The organism is uncultured Virgibacillus sp., from assembly GCF_947495635.1.
Taxonomy (GTDB): Bacteria; Bacillota; Bacilli; order Bacillales; family Amphibacillaceae; genus Virgibacillus; species Virgibacillus salarius.
In genome coordinates, this window is the sequence record NZ_CANMAB010000004.1 from 1 (window position 1) to 20,539 (window position 20,539).

At 36.8% G+C, this 20,539-nt stretch carries 18 protein-coding genes; 12 read left to right on the plus strand and 6 right to left on the minus strand.

Features of this window, described 5'->3' with window-relative positions:
• Both Q1A47_RS01670 and Q1A47_RS01675 read right to left on the minus strand, forming a co-directional pair.
• Window positions 1-196, minus strand: a 196-nt coding sequence (locus Q1A47_RS01670) for a hypothetical protein (protein WP_299630028.1), incomplete at its 3' end; no start/stop codon positions are given.
• 385 nt (window positions 197-581) lie between these two features.
• A complete protein-coding gene (locus tag Q1A47_RS01675; protein ID WP_026680297.1) occupies window positions 582-1,595 on the minus strand; it encodes an NADP-dependent oxidoreductase in 1,014 nt (337 codons plus the stop codon).
• A 440-nt stretch (window positions 1,596-2,035) separates the two neighbouring features.
• Between Q1A47_RS01675 and Q1A47_RS01680 the strand changes: the two genes are divergently transcribed.
• The 3 genes from Q1A47_RS01680 to Q1A47_RS01690 all read left to right on the plus strand — a co-directional run bounded on the left by Q1A47_RS01680 (window position 2,036) and on the right by Q1A47_RS01690 (window position 8,080).
• Window positions 2,036-2,461, plus strand: a complete 426-nt coding sequence (locus Q1A47_RS01680) for an adhesive domain-containing protein (protein ID WP_166530041.1) — start codon at window positions 2,036-2,038, stop codon at window positions 2,459-2,461.
• The gene (locus Q1A47_RS01685) at window positions 2,391-7,193 is read left to right on the plus strand and encodes a SpaA isopeptide-forming pilin-related protein (RefSeq protein ID WP_166530042.1); all 4,803 of its coding nucleotides are present in this window, start codon (window positions 2,391-2,393) and stop codon (window positions 7,191-7,193) included. Before Q1A47_RS01680 ends, Q1A47_RS01685 begins: the two co-directional genes overlap by 71 nt.
• Before the next feature lie 320 nt (window positions 7,194-7,513).
• On the plus strand, window positions 7,514-8,080 hold the full coding sequence (locus tag Q1A47_RS01690; protein ID WP_299630048.1) for a class D sortase: 567 nt from the start codon (window positions 7,514-7,516) through the stop codon (window positions 8,078-8,080).
• Window positions 8,081-8,289: 209 nt separating this feature from the next.
• Here the strand turns inward: Q1A47_RS01690 and Q1A47_RS01695 are convergent, their stop codons facing one another.
• Both Q1A47_RS01695 and Q1A47_RS01700 read right to left on the minus strand, forming a co-directional pair.
• On the minus strand, window positions 8,290-8,847 hold the full coding sequence (locus tag Q1A47_RS01695; RefSeq protein WP_166530043.1) for a TetR/AcrR family transcriptional regulator: 558 nt from the start codon (window positions 8,845-8,847) through the stop codon (window positions 8,290-8,292).
• A gap of 11 nt (window positions 8,848-8,858) precedes the next feature.
• On the minus strand, window positions 8,859-9,725 hold the full coding sequence (locus tag Q1A47_RS01700; protein WP_162986335.1) for an SDR family oxidoreductase: 867 nt from the start codon (window positions 9,723-9,725) through the stop codon (window positions 8,859-8,861).
• 572 nt (window positions 9,726-10,297) lie between these two features.
• Between Q1A47_RS01700 and Q1A47_RS01705 the strand changes: the two genes are divergently transcribed.
• The 7 genes from Q1A47_RS01705 to Q1A47_RS01735 all read left to right on the plus strand — a co-directional run bounded on the left by Q1A47_RS01705 (window position 10,298) and on the right by Q1A47_RS01735 (window position 16,119).
• A complete protein-coding gene (locus Q1A47_RS01705; RefSeq protein ID WP_246484580.1) occupies window positions 10,298-11,638 on the plus strand; it encodes an alpha/beta fold hydrolase in 1,341 nt (446 codons plus the stop codon).
• Window positions 11,639-11,708: 70 nt separating this feature from the next.
• Window positions 11,709-12,413, plus strand: a complete 705-nt coding sequence (locus Q1A47_RS01710; protein WP_166530045.1) for a response regulator transcription factor — start codon at window positions 11,709-11,711, stop codon at window positions 12,411-12,413.
• Window positions 12,414-13,355, plus strand: a complete 942-nt coding sequence (locus Q1A47_RS01715) for a sensor histidine kinase (protein WP_166530046.1) — start codon at window positions 12,414-12,416, stop codon at window positions 13,353-13,355.
• A 2-nt stretch (window positions 13,356-13,357) separates the two neighbouring features.
• Entirely contained in the window at window positions 13,358-14,281 is a 924-nt protein-coding gene (locus Q1A47_RS01720) for an ATP-binding cassette domain-containing protein (RefSeq protein ID WP_166530047.1), read from the plus strand.
• A complete protein-coding gene (locus Q1A47_RS01725; RefSeq protein ID WP_166530048.1) occupies window positions 14,278-14,970 on the plus strand; it encodes an ABC transporter permease in 693 nt (230 codons plus the stop codon). The genes Q1A47_RS01720 and Q1A47_RS01725 overlap by 4 nt, the downstream gene beginning before the upstream one ends.
• 518 nt (window positions 14,971-15,488) lie before the next feature.
• Window positions 15,489-15,761 (plus strand): hypothetical protein, encoded by a 273-nt coding sequence (locus Q1A47_RS01730; RefSeq protein ID WP_026680287.1) that lies wholly within the window; start codon window positions 15,489-15,491, stop codon window positions 15,759-15,761.
• Between the two features lie 61 nt (window positions 15,762-15,822).
• Window positions 15,823-16,119 carry a hypothetical protein gene (locus Q1A47_RS01735; protein WP_051388262.1) on the plus strand — a complete coding sequence of 99 codons (297 nt, stop codon included), beginning with the start codon at window positions 15,823-15,825 and terminating at the stop codon, window positions 16,117-16,119.
• A gap of 180 nt (window positions 16,120-16,299) precedes the next feature.
• Here Q1A47_RS01735 and Q1A47_RS01740 read toward each other — a convergent pair whose 3' ends face one another.
• The gene (locus Q1A47_RS01740; RefSeq protein WP_166530049.1) at window positions 16,300-16,728 is read right to left on the minus strand and encodes a hypothetical protein; all 429 of its coding nucleotides are present in this window, start codon (window positions 16,726-16,728) and stop codon (window positions 16,300-16,302) included.
• Window positions 16,729-17,136: 408 nt separating this feature from the next.
• On the opposite strand from Q1A47_RS01740, the gene Q1A47_RS01745 reads away from it, so the two are divergent.
• A complete protein-coding gene (locus Q1A47_RS01745; protein ID WP_200862540.1) occupies window positions 17,137-18,330 on the plus strand; it encodes a cytochrome P450 in 1,194 nt (397 codons plus the stop codon).
• A gap of 1,168 nt (window positions 18,331-19,498) precedes the next feature.
• A complete protein-coding gene (locus Q1A47_RS01755) occupies window positions 19,499-19,783 on the plus strand; it encodes a hypothetical protein (RefSeq protein WP_026680282.1) in 285 nt (94 codons plus the stop codon).
• Between the two features lie 372 nt (window positions 19,784-20,155).
• Here Q1A47_RS01755 and Q1A47_RS01760 read toward each other — a convergent pair whose 3' ends face one another.
• The gene (locus Q1A47_RS01760) at window positions 20,156-20,509 is read right to left on the minus strand and encodes a hypothetical protein (protein WP_026680281.1); all 354 of its coding nucleotides are present in this window, start codon (window positions 20,507-20,509) and stop codon (window positions 20,156-20,158) included.
• Window positions 20,510-20,539: the final 30 nt, after the last annotated feature.

The following is a 20,539-nucleotide window of genomic DNA, read 5'->3' on the forward strand; positions in this document are numbered from 1 at the left end:
TCAAACATTTCAAAATAACTACTTGGCTTAACGCAGTCATTGCACTGATTTTATACTTTCTTAACTTATAAAAAAGGCATTCACCAATCAACTGGTGAGTGCCTTCTCTATCTCTGTACGCAAAATGGATACCTTCTAAACAAGGTAAAGTAACCACAGCAAAACAAAATCGACATGAACCAAATGATTCTGTCACTATATTTAGAAATCAAAAACTTTATTAAGATGAAAATACAGCTTTCACTATTCATAAAGCTTAGAGCGTATTCCAGATGAATGAAGTGTTGAAGTGTTTACTTGATGCTTACGAGAAACAGGTTGTTCTGCTTATCATCCACGATGAAAGTGGTTTTAATGTAGGCCCACCTTCGAATTTTTTAGCGATAATTTAAGCTTCACTTGTATGTCTGTGAGAGCTAGGAAAATGAGCTAAGGTTTGCATTTATGGCGGTGAACTTAAGAAAGTACACCGCCAATTCAATTAATAGACAAGGGAATAAGCTAATCACATTGGCTTAATATTTTTAGATTGTCTATTTAACAGAAGGAAAACCACAAACAGTCCTCTTTTATATGCTTCTCTACTCACTATCTGCAACCTTTACAAGCTGCTTGCCAATGTTTTCTCCAGAAAACAAGCCTAGAAAAGCATCTGGAATAGCATAAAATCCATCAACAATTGTTTCCTCAAATTTTAATTCACCATTAGCAATAGCTTTACCGAGTACCTCATATGCCTCTTTATAATCCGCTTGAAAATCACCAACAATAAACCCTTGTAGCTTCGCTCTTGATTTTATAAGGTACTGCTGTACACGTAAACCTATATCATACTCTCCTTCTTCCAAGTTATAAGAAGAAATTGCACCACATACCGGTACACGCGCAAATGTATTTAGTAATGGCCAAACAGCATCAGAAATCTCTCCTCCAACATTTTCATAATACACATCAATGCCATCGGGGCAAGCTTCTGCTAATTGCTTAGCCACATTTCCTTCTTTGTATTCAACCACATCGTCAAAGCCAAGTATTTCAGTAATATACCTCGCTTTTTCCTTAGAACCAACAATACCGACGACTTTAGCACCCGCTCTTTTAGCAAGTTGCCCGGCAATTTGCCCAACAGCCCCTGCTGCACCAGAAACTACTACGGTCTCACCTGCTTTTGGCTCACCAATATGCATCATACCAAAATAGGCTGTTAATCCAGGCATTCCCAGTGGCCCTAGAGCAACACTTGGACGCAGACCAAACGTTTGAACCTTCCGTACATGGTTATCACTAACTACATGGTATTCTTGAAATGCCAAATGTCCAGTTACAATATCTCCTTTGTCAAACTGATCGCTTTTTGATTCAATTACTTGAGAAACGACGCCACCATTTAATGGCTTACCTACCTCAAATGGTTCAATATATGACGGACCATCTGACATTCTCCCCCTCATATACGGATCAACAGAAACAAATAATGTTTTTAATAAAAGCTCACCCGCTTCTGGGTTGCCTACTTCTACGTCTTCAAATTGGAAAGTGCGTTCATCTGGTAGCCCATTTGGTCTTTCATTTAAAATAAGCTGTTTCTGCTTCATATAAAAAACCTCCTACAGTATTATATTGCGTAATTTACTTAGTGCATCTGCCATCTATTAATGGATGGCATCTATAAAATATGTAGGTTCATTGTATCAATGGAAATCAACGATGAAAAGCTGAGTGCTTAAGCGGCTAGAGCTCAAAGACAAATATCTTGAAGAATACCTAACGGAAAACGAACAACATTTGGTATCTATGAACTGCTACTACACAAAACAAAGAGACCATTTCACAAATTCAAAAACTCATCCGTATTCATGCCATAAGATTACATTTTTCATACTCTTTATCATAACAAATAGTTACAAAGTATTAGTAAATTCGACACTAATTTTTATAACATTGTAAAATGATTGAAATATTAAACAAATATCTGTAAAACTGTGTTACGCTTGGTGAAATATTTGTAATAAAATTTATGATTGGAGGATTCAGGATGAAAAAAATGTTTTCCATAGTGGTTATTCTTTCTATGATATTCACACAATTTAGTCAATCAATTGCTATGGCTGCTGGTAGTGTTGGGGCTGGAGAGGATATAGCAGTATCTCTTGAAAAAGAGGGGACAACCGAAAACTCCACTTTCAAAGTAGTAATAAGTGAAGAAATAGATGAATTAAACGTTACGTATCCGAAGAACTCGAATTATAGTGATTATTTTGTCGGAAACGACCAAGCTACAATCACCAACAATAAAGAATCACATAGCTTAAACATAAATTCTTTAGAAAACACCAAAGAAATACGGTTTGCACTTAAAGATTTAACAGAGGGCGAAAACCTTATTAAAATTGAAGGATTTAAGGAAAAAAAAATTAATAGCAACGAAGGATTTTACGTTCCAATTACCTTCAAACGATAAAGAACAGAAAAATGCAAGTCCAAGTGATGAAGAAAAGGTCGAGCCGATAGAAGAGGAGAAAACGCAGAATACTGAAAGCGGGAATACTGAAAAAGAAAAAGCAGAAAAAGAGAATACTGCTGAGGAACAGAATCTAGTTCAAAAGGAAGCAAAAACTGACTCCTCTGATAAGAGCAAATCAGAATCAAAGGTTAATAGTGAGCAACCAGCCATTTCCCCCTTTTCAGGCAATCTAAATGTAGATATCGATATTTCTCCACGAAATGCTAATGTACTTTCGGGAAATGATGCGGCATATAAACTTGTCTTTAAAACTACGGGATCAATAACTGAATACACAAATGCTACTATTTTTATTGACTTGCCAACTTTAGAAACAATTACATTTAACCAAGAACTATCAGAATTAGAAATTGCCGGTGTCCAACCAATCTATGATTCTGAAAACAATCGATTGGTCTACGAATTTGATACGCTAAAAACAGGCCAGACTTATGAAAAGATTATTAAATTACAAACTAGCAATGGTTTTACTCCCGATGGGACTGAACTGGAGATAAGTGCTTCTTTTGAAGCGGACGAACAAAAGAAAGTTGATGATAATGCCTTAGTTGTAGTAGATGCGTCCAATCCTATAAATATCACGAAGCGATTTACGGACGTTCAAGGTAATGAAAGAAACTTACCTACCCCGAACTCCCAAACTGTATGGGAAATAAATGTAGACATTCCTAAAAACAGTACTGGACAGCTTTATATTGACGAAAATTCTCAAATAACGGTTATAGATACATTACCTGATGGGTTATCTTATGACTCAACAATCAACGGCCCTGAACCTGAGCAAAATGGAAATCAACTGATTTGGACTTTCGATGCTCCTTCATTTGATGACCAGGAAACTGCTAAAGATTCATTATTTAATGCCAATATGGAGATGGTTCTCTCTGTAGGAAATAACACTGTAAATCAAACGCTTACTAATAATGTAGCTATTAATACTTTATTTATTGGTGATAACGAGAGTAACGTTAATACGAATGATAGTATAACCATTGTTGATTCTGATACCGCAAATGGCGATATTGAAGGAAATTGGTATGTTCCGGTACATGTTGGTCCATTAGACGGTGAAGGAAACATAGCTCCAAATAGCAACAGGGACCCTAATCCAATTGTTTATGATGATGCTCTTCTAGGCTTTTCTCACGGAATTGCTCCTTTACCAGAAAGTGCCCAAGGTGATTTTGAAGAATATACTACTAGTTATCATATAGATTCAAATCTAATTTTTAAAGAAATAGAAACACCTAGGGGATTTATTTATAGGCCGAATGCAGACTATCCAAATGGAGTGCCTTTAAAGAATGATCCTATTTTCAATATTGAAGCAGTTGTAAACGGTGAACGGGAATTACTAGTTGAAAATGCTGATTTAGATACTGTTTATAATAGAGCGGACTTAGGAATCAGTGAAAATGATGAAGTTAGCGATATTATTCTAGATTTTACTTATGCTCCAAGTGGTATGTTAAATGTAGGCAGACCTAATTACTTTTTTGAAGTCAAACCTGGCTATACAGGATCTGTAACCAACGAATGGGATGTTTATGGAGTAGATGGAGATGGTAATGCATTCAGTAACCAATATAATTCTGATCCTCTAGCAGGTCCGAGATCTGCACAGATTGCTCCAAAACCAACCGATCAGCCTCCGATAGCTACTGTTGGGGTTAAGCTAATAGATCAGCTAGGCTCATATGTGGCTCCTGGAGATAATCGAATGCGGGTAAATTTAAACACTGAAGACAGTTCAACTTTAGCTATGAATGAACCATTAGAAACTGTAGTACTATTGCCACCAGGAATAAACATTGCTAATAATCCTGAAGTGGAATTTACAGATGCTGACGGCAGGTCATCCATAGATACTACTTCTGCAGCAGGTGGTGACTATACCGTAATAAGCAACAACTATAATGATAGTGGTAGACAACTTGTAAAATTTAATTGGAATGACCGCCTGCTTCGACCAGGTAGTTCGTTATACGCAGAAATTAATGTTCAAATAGATGAAAGCGCACCAAATACACTCTCTTTTAGTGTTTACGGCTTTTCTGGAGATCAGGAACTAACCGTACCGTCAGTTGAAAGCCCTGGGTTAACGGATACGGTTTTACAAACGGATGTAGAGGACCTTAATGAGAATGGTAATTCAGATCAACCTCGTTTAAAGTCTGGCAATGAATATTATATTAGTGGACAGTATAATATCCAAACAGAGAAATTGGTTAAGGGGCAACTAGATGAAGATTTTACTCACTTTGGAAGCACTGTCCCAGGTGGTTCTATTGATTACCAATTAACATTAACCAATACTTCAGGAAAAGACATCTCAAGTATGACACTCATAGATGTTATGCCATCTATTAATGATTTAGGGATAACTGATAACATTGATCGCGGGAGCCAATTTACTCCAGAATTAACGGAAGCAATTCAACTTCCTGCTTCGTGGGTCGATAAAGTAGATGTTTATTATAGTTCTGCTATGACACCAGAGCGTGATGATTTAATCAGAAATACGAACTACCCAGAATCTACAGAGAAATTATCGAACCCAGATTCGGCTGAAGAGCCTAATTGGACTTTGGCAACGGAGGTTGACGATTGGTCCTCTATTCATTCCTTTAAGTTAGAACTGAAAGATGGGGTTGAATGGATTGAGGGTGAAAATATCACTATTAACTTTTCAATGGAAGCTCCTAACGCTTCGGAAGTAGATCAAGGTGTATTAGACAAAACCATTAACCCAACAGAACGGGCTGCTTGGAACTCATTCGCAATTGCTACTGATCAAGGTCAGCCGGTAGAACCAGCGCGTGTTGGTGTATACATGGATCTAGATAATTCTGTTCAATTAACAAAGCTTGGAGAAGGAGGAGAACATTTACAAGGGGCAGAATTCTCTTTATTCAATGAGGATGGACAAGAAATTGAAACAGGTTTAACCACAAATGAAGATGGAATTATTGTTGTTGAAGACTTATTGCCAGGAAGCTATAAATTTGTAGAAACTCTAGCTCCAGAAGGATATCAATTAGATGATACACCTATTCCGTTTGATATCGAATTAGCACAGCAAGCCCAAATTGAAGTAAGTAAAGAAAATGCATATGCTCTCGGTTCAGTCGAACTAACTAAAGAAGGAGAAGATGGCGAACTACTAGAAGGCGTAGAATTTGAACTACAGGATGCCGATGGGAGGACTTTACAAGAGAAGCTCCTTACTGATGAGAATGGCAAATTAGTGATTGACCATTTGAAACCAGGTAACTATCAGCTAGTAGAAACAGCAACCATTCCAGGATACGACATAGATGCTACACCAATTCCATTTGAAATTGAAATTGGTCAATCAGAAGCAAAGCAGGTAAGCTTTGAAAACCCATTAAGTACAGGGACTGTAGAGTTAACAAAAATTGGTGAAGAGGGCGATACTCTAGAAGGTGCTGTCTTCACGTTAGTGAATGAAAAGGACGAAGAGCTTAAAACAGGATTGACTACGAATGAAGAGGGTATCTTAACGGTTGAGAACCTAAAACCAGGAAATTATGCATTTATTGAAACAGAAGCTCCATTTGGCTATCAGTTAGATGACACCCCAATCGAATTTGAAATTGCATTCAATCAACTAGAAACGCTGGAACTAGAGGCGGAAAACAGTTATATTCCAAGTACATTAGAGTTAACCAAAGAAGGAGAAGATGGAAAACTGTTAGAAGGTGTCGTGTTTGAATTGCAGGATGCCGACGGAACAACACTACAAGAAAACCTTGTTACAGATGAAAAAGGTAAACTTATCATTGACAATTTAATTCCAGGCTCTTATCAGCTTGTAGAAACAGAAACACTCCCAGGGTATGAATTAGATACCACACCGATTCCATTTGATATTGGATTGGGACAAGGAATAGCAAAAGTCAATTTTGAGAATCCCCTACGTACTGGTTCAGTCGAACTTACGAAAGTCGGTGAAACGGGAGATACGCTCGAAGGAGCTGTATTCTCGTTGGTGGATGCAAAAGGCGAAGTGCTAAAAACGGAACTTACTACGGATAAAAACGGCGTCTTAGTTGTAGATGATCTGAAGCCAGGAAATTATGCGTTTATTGAAACAAAAGCTCCTTTTGGTTATCAGTTGGATAAAACTCCTATTGAATTTGAAATCGTCTTTGACCAACAAGAGCCTCTATACTTGGAATTTAGCAACAATTTATTAAAAACGGACATACAAATCACCAAAGTTGATGCGATCACAGACACAACTTTAGAAGGTGCAGTCTTTGACGTGTTAGACGGTGAGGGTGAACGAATTACAACGATAACAACAAATGAAAATGGCATCGTGATCGTAAAGGGATTAACACCAGGAGACTATCAATTAGTGGAAATCAAAGCTCCTACTGGTTATGTGCAATTAGATAAGCCAATTCATATCACCATTGAATTAGGAGATAAAAACAAAGAAGTGATTGTAGAAAACACCCCTATGGAAAAAGGAGATACACCACCGACGCCACCTAGCCAAGATTTCGGAGATAAGCTACCACAAACTGGGGAAGAATGGTTACGATATCTAGCTATAATCGGTATGATATTTCTTGGATCAGGTAGTTTCCTTTTGTATACGCATATCAGACGAATGAGAAGCGGAACTTTAATAGAATAGTAAATAAGTAAATTACAAAGAGGCTGAGATACACGAACATTCTAGAGTGGAACAATGTACGACTCTATCTCCTCCTTGAAAAAGAAGAGCGATTTTTTTCTACGTGCGATGTATTGCTGCCGAAGCCTTCCCTATCTAAAAGAAAAGGCATCGGTTAGGTACCTCAGCACGAAGAAGCTCACCAGTCGCCAACGGAAAGTGACGGATGGAGAAGCTTCGTTGCACGAGCCATCCTTTCTAGTTGTTCATTTTTCTCTTAGATGATTCGGCCTCTTTGTAACATTATTCCTTTAGGTTGAAGTGAAATGAGGCGAATCATGATGAAAAAAGGCAGACTATGGATGGGGCTAGGATTACTTGTTTTAGGAGCTATACTCATTGCCGTGCCATTATCTTATGATTGGTATACTTCAAAACAAAATGCAGAACTTGTACAAGCAATGGATTTATTGAAAACAGATGGATTAAATAATGAAACGGCGCCTGACATAAACTTTTCGAAAGAAGAATTAAAAAGTATTTATGAATTAGAAATTCCGTCGATCCATTTAAAGGAGTTTGTATTACCATCAACCACGGAAGAGAACTTAGCAATTAGTTTAACTCAGATTGTTGAAGATCAAGATCCAAATACAGATAATATATCAATAGCTGGCCATCGGGGGTATCGCGGAGACCGACATTTCCGTAACCTTCCAGATGTCAAAAAAGGTGCTGAAATCATTTTAACAACAGACAATGATCGTTATTCTTACAAAGTAACAGAAATTAAGACCGTCGAAGAAGATGCAGTGGAAGTATTGGAGAATAACGGAGCTGAGATAACCCTATTGACATGTACATTATCTGGTGATAAAAGGGTTGTGGTAAAAGGTAAATTGAGTTGAAAATCTGCTGGAAATTGGATGAGCGTAAAAATGTAGCCCCACAAATGTGAGGGCTTTTAATTTACTATACTTACACAAAACTCACTACTACTTGCTGACGTATAATAAACGTAAGGCTATGGTTCTCAAAAGTGACTTTAAAAAGACCCCACCTAGACTTGATTAAGGGTCTTTGAGAAGCGTTGTTCGATGATGACAATTGTTCATACTTAAACTCTAGAAGCATAGACGATAGGATTGGTTAGCTGTTTCCAGATGGAAAGTAGTATGTCTTCATCATCATGAAGGAGGCAATGAACAAGAAACCCTATAATAACAACATCAATAAAGTATAACCATTCTACATCCACTTGAAATACCTTCTGAAAATCCTTAGAAACAGAATTTTCTTCGATAATTTGTTTGCGCATCTCCTGAAATTGTCTTCGATAGCTTTCATCTTGATAGGATTTGGAGATCCACAAAAACATAATCGCATGTTCAGGTGATTTTTCCGTAGACATTTTAATTAAATAGCGCCCAAACGAAAGGATATTTTCTTTAAAAGGTTTATCTGGATTGTAAGAAAAATCAATTAAACTATGTTCTAAGGCATATAAAAATGTTTCCTTCATTAAATCGTCTATGTTAGAAAAATAGTAATAAAATGAGCCTTTACTACTTTCCGCCTTTTTTATTACTTTGTTAATCGTAAGCCTTTCCAGTCCATTCTCCATAATCAAATCAATGGTAGCTTGGATAAGACTCTGTTTTGTTTTATTAGACATTGTTGCTCTCCTTATACGTTCATATTTTCAAAATAAGTTTGTAAATCAGTATTTCCATAGGTATCAGCAATAACATCGTGTGTCATTACATAAAAGAAAAACTGCAATAATTCATATTGTCTTTTATTACTAATTCTTAGAAATGGGAAGATACTTTTCACAAGCCACAGTGGAACGCTTGTAATTTTACTGTTTGGGTTAGCGGCCATTATAGATAGTTCAGCCATTTGACGATATGTATAAACATGAGGACCTCCTACATCGAGTGATATTTCTTCTTTAGAAAAGGATGCTACACAATATTCCGCAAGATCAGCCCCATGTATGGGATTCATTTTATTTTCTCCTTTGCCAAACAAGAATACCCTTCCTTTTTGGGCCATAGTGAAAAGCTCCGTCATATCAGAAAAATAACCCGTTGGATTGATGATGATATGTGGAACATAGCTTCTGTTTAATTTGTCTACAAATAGCTGTTTTGCTTTAATTAATGCAGAAGGACAATTTTCAGTCGCGTGCGCATTTATATACATAAACCGTTGTACCTTACTGTGCTCTGCTTCTTTCAGCAAATGCAGATTCCCCTGATAATCTACATCCATGAACGTTAAATGACCTTTTTGTCTTGTAATACCTACTGAGGAAAAAACGTAATCAATATCTGCGCAAATACCTTGAATGGTTTCTGCCTTGGAAACATCCCCCACAGCAATATCATCAATGAATTCATAGATAACTGGGGAAGAGAAAGCCCCCTCTTGCTTTAACTTTGCTGGTGATCGGACCAATACCTTTACATAATATCCCGCCTGTTTAAGTTCCTTTACAACATATCGCCCTAGGTAACCTGTTGCCCCAGCTACTAATACGCGTTTCATCTTCATCTCACTCCAGTAATATAATTTAGCTTACTTTCATTTTAGACTGATCGGTCTAAAATTACAATAAAAAGGTACCGTCATTTCGAAAATTTTATACGCTTAGCAAATTTCGACATTATGAAAGCCAAATTCTTGTACGTTAAGGAATTTGGCTTGTTATTGGTTTAAGTTTTATTTAAGGGTCTAAGAGAATTAGCTAGTAATCTATTAGCATCAAACCTATATTCTCCAAGAAAATTAATACGCTCCCATCCCAGATGGTGATATATGGCGGTACCCCGCAAAGAAAGCAAGATTTGAGGTTGTTGGTGAGTACCAAATTATCGGGGTAAATTTATCGTATGAAAGAAATATGTAAGAATGAAGAAAGAAAAACGACATGTATTACTTTTACAATAGAAATTGAATCAGTTGCAAGATTTAAATCAGAAAGGAGTAATAATAATATGAGATTTTTAGAGATAATACTTGTCGTTGTTAATTTTGGATTATTGTATTGGGTGTTTATAAGGAGGAAAAAAGCCTCCACAAACATAGTATCTCTTTGGCCTTTGGCCGTGGGATATTTTATGGTAATTGTACAGATGGTTGCAGAGGGCGTAAGCTGGCGAATGATTCCGGCTTATTTAACACCTGTTTTGTTAACGGCGTATCTGTATGTCAAACGAAAGAATATAAAACCCAGAAAGTGGTATGTATTGACTATTCAAACTGTACTACTCACTGTTTATCTAGCAATCACAATCATTCCACCTATTGTCATGCCTGTATTCTCATTTGAGAAACCAACAGGAATTCACTCGGTAGGAACAGTATCCTATCATTGGACGGACGAAAAACGCAAAGAAACGTTTGGGATAGATCCGGAAGCTAAGCGCGAGTTGATGGTACAAGTTTGGTATCCAGCAAACGAAGAGAGCGAGAAGAGGACTAATCAATATATGAGAGATGTGCCGGAAAAAGAGGAGGGAATGGCGCAACTAATGGGGCTACCTGATTTTATGATGAGCCATTTAGGTCTTGTCCGTGTGCATTCGTTTTCTGAGGGTATTTTGTCTGATAGGCAGGAACGTTATCCTGTGCTAATTTTCTCGCACGGTAATGCCGGCAACCGTAATCAGAATACGTTTCAAGTTGAAGAACTAGCAAGTCGTGGATATATTGTCGTTGGCATTGATCATACTTATAATGCGGGAGCAACGGTTTTTCCAGATGGTAGAACAGTGAAATATTCGACTGAAGATGAACCGAACACTCTTGCTGAGTTCGATGAGAGGATGTCCATTTGGTCAGAAGATGTTACTTTCGTACTTGATCAGCTTGAAGAGTTGGATAAGGGCGGAGAGGACGATCAATTCAAGGGAAGGCTTGATCTCGAGAAAATTGGCATGTTCGGGCATTCCTATGGAGGTGCCACGGCGTATCGAATGCTATTGCAAGATGATCGCGTAAAAGCTGCCATAAATATGGACGGATCACTGTTTGGAGGACCAGTTCCTGAGAAGAGTGTTCAAAAGCCACTTTTCTTGATGTACTCCGCGTCCTCACTAGATGTGGATCGATTCGAGGCAGATCTGGATGAAATTACTCCGGAAGAGATTTTAAAACAGACAGGAAGAAATCGTGAAGCGCTTGAGAAAGACTTTTACGACCTTATGTCAAGATATGAAAAAGTTGTCACAAGTGGTGCATTATCTTTGGTCATTCCGAATTCAAACCATACTAGCTTTACTGATCTTAACTTGTACAGCCCACTGATGCGTGCAAAAGGTGAAGATACTGTGCAAATTCATCTTCTAGTTAATGAATTCACGCTTGCATTCTTCGATCAGTATTTGAGAGGAACAGATGATAATGTGTTAAAACAATTAGGGGCTAAATATCCGGAGGTTCATTTTCAAAGTAAATAAGTGATTTAATGACCGATACGGAGAATTCCCTTTCATTTACTATTTTTTTGACTTTTGATACAATTCGGGTATGAAAACACAAATATTGTTAGTAGAAGATGATTACTCTATCAGTGACATGGTTGCAAATTATCTACGTAAGGAAGGATTCGATGTTGTCTGTACATACGATGGTGAGCAAGGGATACAGGCTGTCATGAGTCAACAATATGATTTGGTTCTGCTCGATCTAATGCTCCCAAAGCTAGACGGGTTGGAGTTTTTGAAGCTAGTCAGAGTATATAACACCACCCCGGTTCTAATTATATCGGCCAAAGATGATGATGTGGACAAAGTAGTAGGTCTCGAATTCGGAGCAGACGATTATATCGTTAAACCTTTTTCGTTAATCGAGCTTACGGCCAGAGTAAAGGCGATGATCCGTCGTACGACAAAATATTCATCCACTGTTGTCGAAAAAAAATCTGTGTCACGAGTATTGAAGGTTGGAGAATTAACAATTAATGTAGACGACTTCACTGTCACCAAAAATGACCAGGACATTATGTTAACATCCAAAGAATTTCAAATTTTATATTTACTCGCCAGCAATCCGAATAAAGTATTCACAAAAGAACATATTTATCGTGCAGTATGGAACGAAGAATACTACAGCGACGAGAATAGTATTAACGTACAAATCAGCCGTCTACGAGACAAAATCGAGGATCGTTCCTCGAAACCTCAATATATTAAGACGCTGTGGGGTATCGGATATAAGCTAGGGGAGTTTTGAATGACTGGTATTCTAATTGGCATTATCTTAGCTCTAATTATGTTCAACATTTCACAATACAGGTTAGCTAGGGGGCGAGACGCCCATCTCTTTTACATCCGTGACAAGCTTCGAACAATTATAGAGGAAAATCGAACCGAAAAAGTACTTCTGTTCACGAATGATCCAGCATTAAAAAAACTTCTAGTCGAACTGAACCGACTGCTTGAGAAGAAAAACGAGGAGTTCCTCAAACATGCAAAGAAGGAAGCTGGAATCCGTAAAATGCTGGCCAATATTTCACATGATTTAAAAACGCCACTCACAGTCGTGATTGGTTTAATTGAGACAATCGTGTGCGACAAAGAGATGACGAAGGAAGCAAGGAAACAGACTCTTCTGAAAGTGCAGACCAAAACTTCGGAGATCTTGCAACTGATTAATAAGTTCTTCGACTTGGCCCGCTTGGAATCCGGGGACAAAGCTTTGCCACTAACCTATGTAAATATAAATGAAATTTGCAAAAATAATCTACTTTTTTATTATAATGATATTGAATCTGCTGGATTGGAAGCCATCATTGATATACCAGATCAACCAATGTACGCATTGGGCAACGAGGAAGCTTTGGATCGTATATTGCAAAACCTCATTTCTAATGCTGTTCGGTATGGAAAAGAGGGTCTAACCGTCGGCCTAACATTGCACGACGATGATTCCCATGTCTATATAGATGTGTGGGATCGTGGCAAAGGAATTGGTGAATCACACAGCGACAAAGTATTTGAGCGCATGTACACGCTCGAAGATTCCAGGAACCGACTCTATCAAGGAAGCGGACTGGGCTTAACAATAACGAAACGTCTTGTCGAACATTTACATGGCGAAATAACGCTCAAAAGTCATCCATTCGTGCGAACGACATTTACAATTCGATTAAAATCGTTAAAAGGAGAGGACTAACCATGACATACGTCGTTAGCACGAGTAGACTTAGCAAGAACCTGAGTGGGAAAAACATCTTGTCCGATGTGAACCTTCACATTAAGAAAGGAGAAATCTACGGACTCTTAGGTCTGAATGGAGCTGGCAAAACATCGGTCATGAAGCTGCTTACGGGCTTATGGAAGCCAACTGAAGGAGTGATTGAACTTTTCGGAGAGAGACTTATAACTGGTGACTGCAAATCTAAGAAGCGAATAGGTAGCTTGATTGATTATCCAATATTTTATGAAAAGCTAACTGCTCGGGAAAATCTGGAGCTACACTGTGCATACATGGGTTATCACGATCACCGGTCTATCGATGAAGCACTTGCACTGGTCGGCTTAACCGTTGAAGGAGCCAAAACTGTAAAAAGCTATTCACTTGGCATGAAGCAACGCCTTGGATTAGCCCGGGCAATATCGACCCGACCGGAGCTGTTACTTTTGGATGAGCCAATCAATGGTCTTGATCCGGTTGGATTGAAGAACATGCGAAACCTGATTTCCGCATTGAGTAAAGAATATGGAATGACGGTGTTTCTAACTAGCCACTTACTGCGGGAGTTAGAGCTAATCGCAAATACGATTGGTGTCATTCGTGAAGGCAAGCTTATCCGAGAAGTGGCAATGGAGAACATCCAAAGGGACTGGACGGAGTATATTGAATTGGTGACAAAAGATGTCGTGAAGGCAGTTAGCATATTGTCTAATAAGCTAGAAATGTGCAATTTTAAATTGATAAATGAATCGACAATTCGTATCTATGATTTAAGTTTACCTCAACCTGAAAAAATTGTACGAACGCTAATTCTGAATGGAGTTGACATTGGAGAAATCAGACGCAAGAATCAAACGCTGGAGGACTATTTTTTAAATCTTCTGCAAGGCAGTGGGGATACATGATTTCGCTAATAAAGTTGGAATTAAAAAAATTCAAACTGAATGGATATTTTTTGTGTGTTATAGTGTCGAACTTGGTGATGACGGTTTTGGTCTGGATGATGATGTTACAGTGGTCAGTGGAAAACACCTACATACATCCAACCTACAACGTTGCATTTGATTTAACTCGTTCCATGGTGAATTTTACGTTCGTAATATTTGCTGCAATACTAATGGCTCGAATAATTGTCGGTGAGTACGTGAATAAGACAACCTCCGTGCTATTCACCTATCCAATTAGGAGACAGAAGCTGCTTATATCCAAGCTGGCATTAATCTCGCTTGTTACCTTTGTTATTATTATCATCTCCAATCTGTTCATTAATCTTGTCTTAATCGGGTTAAACGTCAAATATGATTTCGTCAAGGAACCTCTTACTTCCCCAATCATATCCAATCAAGTGGTGGAAATTCTTATTCATGCCGTTTTAAAGACGATGAGTAGCTGGATTCCACTTGTTTTGGGAATGCTTCGGAAATCACCAACGACGACAATTGTATCTGTTTTCATTATCGAGTTCACCTCCATTTCCATGAATAACGGGCCTACATATACTGTAACTCCTGCTGTCGAAATGACGCTGGCAGTGATTGGAGCTGTGGGTGCATACTGGATGATCTACAAAGCCGAGAGAGAAGATATATTGTAATGGAGGTAGAATTCTCAGAGGATATTTACTAGTAAATTAAAGGTGAGGTACCCCTAAAAAGTTAGATTTAAAATCTAACTTTTTGAAATAGGAACTAGCTATATAAATGCTGATCCTTAGTTATTGCGCACTATATAATGTAGTTACCCACAGTGTCACACCAACACAACCTAAAAAGCTCCTCTTATGAGGGGCTTTTTTAATCAATCCACACATAAATAGTACTTTCTATTTGTAGCTTTAAATTTATATCTTGATTAATTGCTATCATGATTGATTTAATAAAGTAGCCTACACAATTTACGGCTAATTGAATACTTTATTATAGACCTGTTAAGGGTCTTTCCACATGTTATTTCCTGGCCCTTCATTTCATATGGAGGGCTCAATTTATGATATTGTTAGTGGTTATTTTTATTTAAAAATAAAACAAGCAAATGACTTAAGATAACTGCCAACTCAATTAAGGGTAACATTGAATATATTATATTAAATCGAAAATAAAGGAGGGAAATTGTATGTGGAGGCCAAAGAGAAAATTTGATAAAGATGGTAATCAAGAGTTTTTCTCTACCGCAAAAGCAGATGCAGATGCAAAAGCTAAAGCCGATGTAGATTTCGACAGTGATATTCATGTTGATAACGATAATGATAATGATAACGACAATGACTTAAAAAACAAAAACCGCAATTTCAACATTGCGAAGATCACTAAAAGTGGCAACTCTTATGTTAATGTTATTTCCGATGATGAAGACGACGATGACAGGAAACGTAAGAAATACTATTAATAAGTACTAGTGGGGTAATATAATTTATCCCACTCTTTTTCTATGAAAGTGGGGAATAAATTTGCAAAATTCATTAAAAAATGGTCGCTCAATAGACTTCAATAATGAAAGTCTATCTACAATTGGATATAGCGGTAATTCAGATGTGGATGTAGAGGTTATAGTTGATACAACTCCAATTGCATATGCAATGTTATGTACTCTTTTAGCTACAAAACAAATCTCCGACAATGAATTTAGCGCTGCAGTTAGAAAATTAGAGGATTTAACCCATAGAAACAAACATCACTCTACAAGAGAATTGAACGATTTATCACAAGTAAAATTAAATAAAAAACGGTTAAGAAGGTACAATTAGCCTTCTTTCTGTACTTAATTCACTCAATAAAATTGGATTGTCATCATTACCTGAATCAAACGTATCACTAACTTTACTAATTCATCCATCACGAACAAATATATTTTCAGGGCTGCATATAAGACGATAGGAGCCGAATATTACCTAACGTCTTATATCAGCTCTAAATCACCTATTTATCTAATATCTTACTTCAATTGTGCTTGTACCAGAGAATACATTCATCGCGTAATCTACATCTACATAATATACACCTGGTAAAACGTCAGTAATTGTTCTGGAAGGTTGAGTACCTACTGAAAGGGGTCCCCATAGTGTACATCTACCAGAGTCCCTATTACATATCCGCACTCGCCCTGTCTCCCAATATAAATCCTCCCCCGAGAGTCTAATTGTAACATCGCCTAGCGAAGGAACAGAAAATTGACCGTCCCATTTACCATCTCTTGTTGTAAAAGGAAATGGGCCGAAATACTTTACTGCATTAATTTCATTTTTAGGACTTTCATTTCCAGAAGTTTCAGCTGCGATTGATTCTGAGGGGAAGGTCTGAGAAGCTAAAATAATCATGATGGGAAAAATTATTAGTGCAAGAATCTTTTTCAACATATCTCACCTCCTTTATACTACATTTAACTATTTCTACAAATATTCACATCTTCCTTCATTTTTGTGTAAATTTTCCATTAAATTCATTTTATAACTACATAATAATAATTTATCTGATGAAATGATAATAATAAAAAATGGATCCAGCTATATAATACTGATTCCTTCCGTTATCCCCCCTTTATGAGAGGATTTATTTTTTATATGACTATCTTCCTTACTGGTCCAGATGAAAGGGTATTATCTAACTTAAATGTTCTCACTTTTTGCGGTAGTAACAATAAGCCAAAATACGCTTTCCGTTTTAAAATTCACAAAAAAGTCACAATACAAATATTACCATTATTAGGAAAAGGTGATATGATAAAAGTGATCTTACAATTTATCTTTTGAAAGGAGTTGCACGAAATGGATTCACTGAAAGAAACGTTATTCACGAAGTCATTTGTCGCCAATCCTTATCCTGCATATGCCAAATTAAGAGAGGGACAACCTGTTACTCGAGTACGACTCCCAGATGGTCAATATGCTTGGTTTATCACAAGATATGAAGATGCATTAGAAACATTGAAAAATCAAATGTTTATAAAGGATTATACAAAACTTGACAATACGTCATATCATGATTTAGAAGCTGTATTCAGAGAAAATATGCTATTCGCTGACATGCCAGATCACAAACGGTTACGTGGACTTGTTTCGAAAGCTTTTACCCCACAGATGATTGCAGGAATGAGAGAACGTATCCAAGAAATTACCGACAATCTACTTGATGAAATTTCCACTGAACATGAGGTTGACCTAATAGATGTGTTTGCTTTTCCACTACCAATCATTGTTATTTGTGAAATACTTGGAATTCCCTCAGAAGACCGCAATAAATTTCGAAACTGGTCAAATGCAATTATTGAAGCTTCAAATGGTTCAACCCCTCAGAATATTGACTCGCAAAGAAATGAATTTATTCAGTATTTAAAAGAAAGATTCGCTATCGTGCGCAAAAACCCCAAAGAAGATTTAATTAGTAAACTAGTTATTTCGGAATTAGAAGAAGATAAACTAACAGAAAAAGAATTATATGGTATTGTTTCTCTATTAATTGTTGCTGGACATGAAACAACTGTTAACTTTATCGGAAATAGTATTATGAACTTATTGGAACTTCCAGACCAACTAGATTTATTAAAAAAACACCCAGAGTTAATTAACAATGCTTTAGAAGAAACACTTCGCTATAATAGTCCGGTCGAGTTTAGTACATCACGTTGGGTGAGGGAAGATATGGAATTTAAAGGTCAACCAATGAAAAAAGGAGAACTTGTAATTGTTGTACTTAATTCGGCCAATCATGACCCAGATCAATTCAAAGATCCAGAAATATTAGACATAACAAGAGAAAAAAGCAAACATTTAGCGTTTGGCAAAGGGATTCATACATGCTTAGGAGCGCCTCTTGCCCGGTTAGAAGGTGAAATTGCTATCTTAAGTTTCTTCAGACGCTACCCCAATGCTACATTAAATATAAATAAACAAGATTTAGAGTGGAGAACTGGAATGATAGTTCGTGGAGTTAAAAAACTCCCCATCCTTCTAAACAACTGATAAATATGGTTGGGACATAGCTTTTGGCGTACTTTCCTTTCGATTTCAGACACATCTCTTTTCTTTTTTGGAACAAGTTTTAGGTCACAGAATCGATCACGTTTTTGGGGTACGTCCATATTCACTTCACCAGCTGTTGTTTTAATCGATTATTACCATAGCCATTTCATCTGTTTGTGAGCTCCTTTTGGGTTCTTATCATTCGATTCATAACCTAAATGATGAGTTATTTTAAACTACTCTCCCCTCTTGGGAAACTCTTTAGTTCAACAACTGCGCCCTTTTATGGAAAGACTAAAATTATCCAGCATATTAAAGAATTAACTGATACAATGCTATGCAAAGACCTAAAATACTCGACTTTATTTTGGACGGATGGTATCTTTTATTACCGTACAAATAAACGGAAACAACTATAAATCCTATAGGAAGCCAAAGTTCAAAGACACCATTACTTGTACTTTGAGAATAAATGGGAGCAACATATGTACTAATGAGAAAATAAAAGAAAATAGTAAAACGTCGTGTTTCTAAGGATCTTAATTAGTTTTATTATTACAGAATCTATGGACGTAATCAATGAAGTAAATGGAATATATTTCAAGCCAAACATATAGTTCATGAAATATTTGTAAACATATAAAAATTTTTCATGAGTTATGAACTGGTAGCATATTAATGTAATGAGGAATTTTATGATATTAAAAAATTCTATTTTCTCTTGTAGCTGCACTTGGGTTATTTGTATTACTTTCACCAGAAATGGAAGCTCATGCAACTGAAACAACCAAGAAACCTACAATAAAATTTTATGACGAGAGCAACCAAGAAATCTTCCCTTATACACAAGAAGAAATTGACAACATGTTTCAGTTAGAGCCAGTTGTAAAAAAACAAAACGCTGATCTTCTAAGCGACTCGAGAATCTATAACTTTGGTAAAACTAGATTCAAATAAAAAGTTTGGATTCGATCAGGGTATGAGTTTAAAGATCCCGGTATTTTATCTCTAGACTCTGAAAAGACTGTAGGTAAGATGGAAGTTAGTTCTTATAGTGGCGGATCTCGCACATCAAGATTAGTAAATGATGGTGGATAGTTAGGAAACGCTACCGTAGAGTTAACAGGCGGTGAAGTATGGTACGATAAATAAAATTTGAGGGAAAACATTGAGTAATAATAAAATTTACCAAGTCAAGGTAAGCAAATTATTTTTAGTTGCTATCACTGCGTTAGCTTTACTGATGGCATTTAGTTACTCTGTAAGCGCCTCTTCAAAGTCAGCTGAAGAATCACTAAAAGACACACTATCATTCGAAAACCCATTGGTAGACTTCAGTATTTTAGAAATTAACGAAAAATCTAATGCAGAACAAATTACAGTTAAAATGAAATATAAGGATGGAGAAATAACCGAACCAAAACTTACCATGAAAAAAGTGGATGGATCTTGAAAGCTAATTATTCAAGATTTAACCCCTGAAGGGGACAAAACAATTAAAGAAGGAACAAAAAAAGAACCTGATACCAATTCTGATGACGTTTCAACTCAAGGAGTGAGTATTTGCAACTACTCGTTCTTGGGGTACTTTTATGTATAATGGGGAAATAGACATCTTAGGTGTTTGGTGTTGTTGCCCCTCCTCGGAGAGGGGCAACAATGGGTACCACTAACATTTCAAAAATTTTATACGTTTATCAAATCTAACCATTGATGGTATTAATTATTTCCTGAACCTTAATCTGCGAGATGATTAAAATAGACAGGCTACTATTGAATTTGTAAGGAATTCTGAAGCAATGCATGTTTTTATCGAAGAGCCGATTTAGTTGATAAAAAAGTCTTTGTAGTAAACTAAAGTTGATATTCCAGCGATTACTGTGTAGCTTAAAGCAAAATAAAATGAAGTTGTAGGATGAAAATTCCTTTTTTGTCTATCAATTTTTGTTCGTACTTCAGTTACAGCCCATTGTTCATCATTATTAGTGCTCTGTAGTCTTGCATCAGTCAAATCGGACATATATCCACCAGAAGAGTTAAAAAAAGCAATAACAATTGTTGTAGCAAGACCAACTAAAAATGACCATTCAATAAAATGGGAACTAAATAGAGCAGATACACTCCAATTAATGAAAATAATAGCACCTAAAGTGATGATAGCGTAAAAATATTTCTTCACTACAGATTCCCTCCTTACATTTAGATCGTT

Bases quoted from the DNA above. Each gene is read 5' to 3' on its own strand.
- Q1A47_RS01725 (WP_166530048.1), top strand. From the start codon at position 14,278: ATGATTTCGCTAATAAAGTTGGAATTAAAAAAATTCAAACTGAATGGA.
- Q1A47_RS01720 (WP_166530047.1), top strand. From the start codon at position 13,358: ATGACATACGTCGTTAGCACGAGTAGACTTAGCAAGAACCTGAGTGGG.
- Q1A47_RS01675 (WP_026680297.1), bottom strand. From the start codon at position 1,595: ATGAAGCAGAAACAGCTTATTTTAAATGAAAGACCAAATGGGCTACCA.
- Q1A47_RS01730 (WP_026680287.1), top strand. From the start codon at position 15,489: ATGTGGAGGCCAAAGAGAAAATTTGATAAAGATGGTAATCAAGAGTTT.
- Q1A47_RS01690 (WP_299630048.1), top strand. From the start codon at position 7,514: ATGAAAAAAGGCAGACTATGGATGGGGCTAGGATTACTTGTTTTAGGA.
- Q1A47_RS01680 (WP_166530041.1), top strand. From the start codon at position 2,036: ATGAAAAAAATGTTTTCCATAGTGGTTATTCTTTCTATGATATTCACA.
- Q1A47_RS01700 (WP_162986335.1), bottom strand. From the start codon at position 9,725: ATGAAACGCGTATTAGTAGCTGGGGCAACAGGTTACCTAGGGCGATAT.
- Q1A47_RS01710 (WP_166530045.1), top strand. From the start codon at position 11,709: ATGAAAACACAAATATTGTTAGTAGAAGATGATTACTCTATCAGTGAC.
- Q1A47_RS01705 (WP_246484580.1), top strand. From the start codon at position 10,298: ATGGTAATTGTACAGATGGTTGCAGAGGGCGTAAGCTGGCGAATGATT.
- Q1A47_RS01740 (WP_166530049.1), bottom strand. From the start codon at position 16,728: ATGTTGAAAAAGATTCTTGCACTAATAATTTTTCCCATCATGATTATT.
- Q1A47_RS01695 (WP_166530043.1), bottom strand. From the start codon at position 8,847: ATGTCTAATAAAACAAAACAGAGTCTTATCCAAGCTACCATTGATTTG.
- Q1A47_RS01745 (WP_200862540.1), top strand. From the start codon at position 17,137: ATGGATTCACTGAAAGAAACGTTATTCACGAAGTCATTTGTCGCCAAT.
- Q1A47_RS01715 (WP_166530046.1), top strand. From the start codon at position 12,414: ATGACTGGTATTCTAATTGGCATTATCTTAGCTCTAATTATGTTCAAC.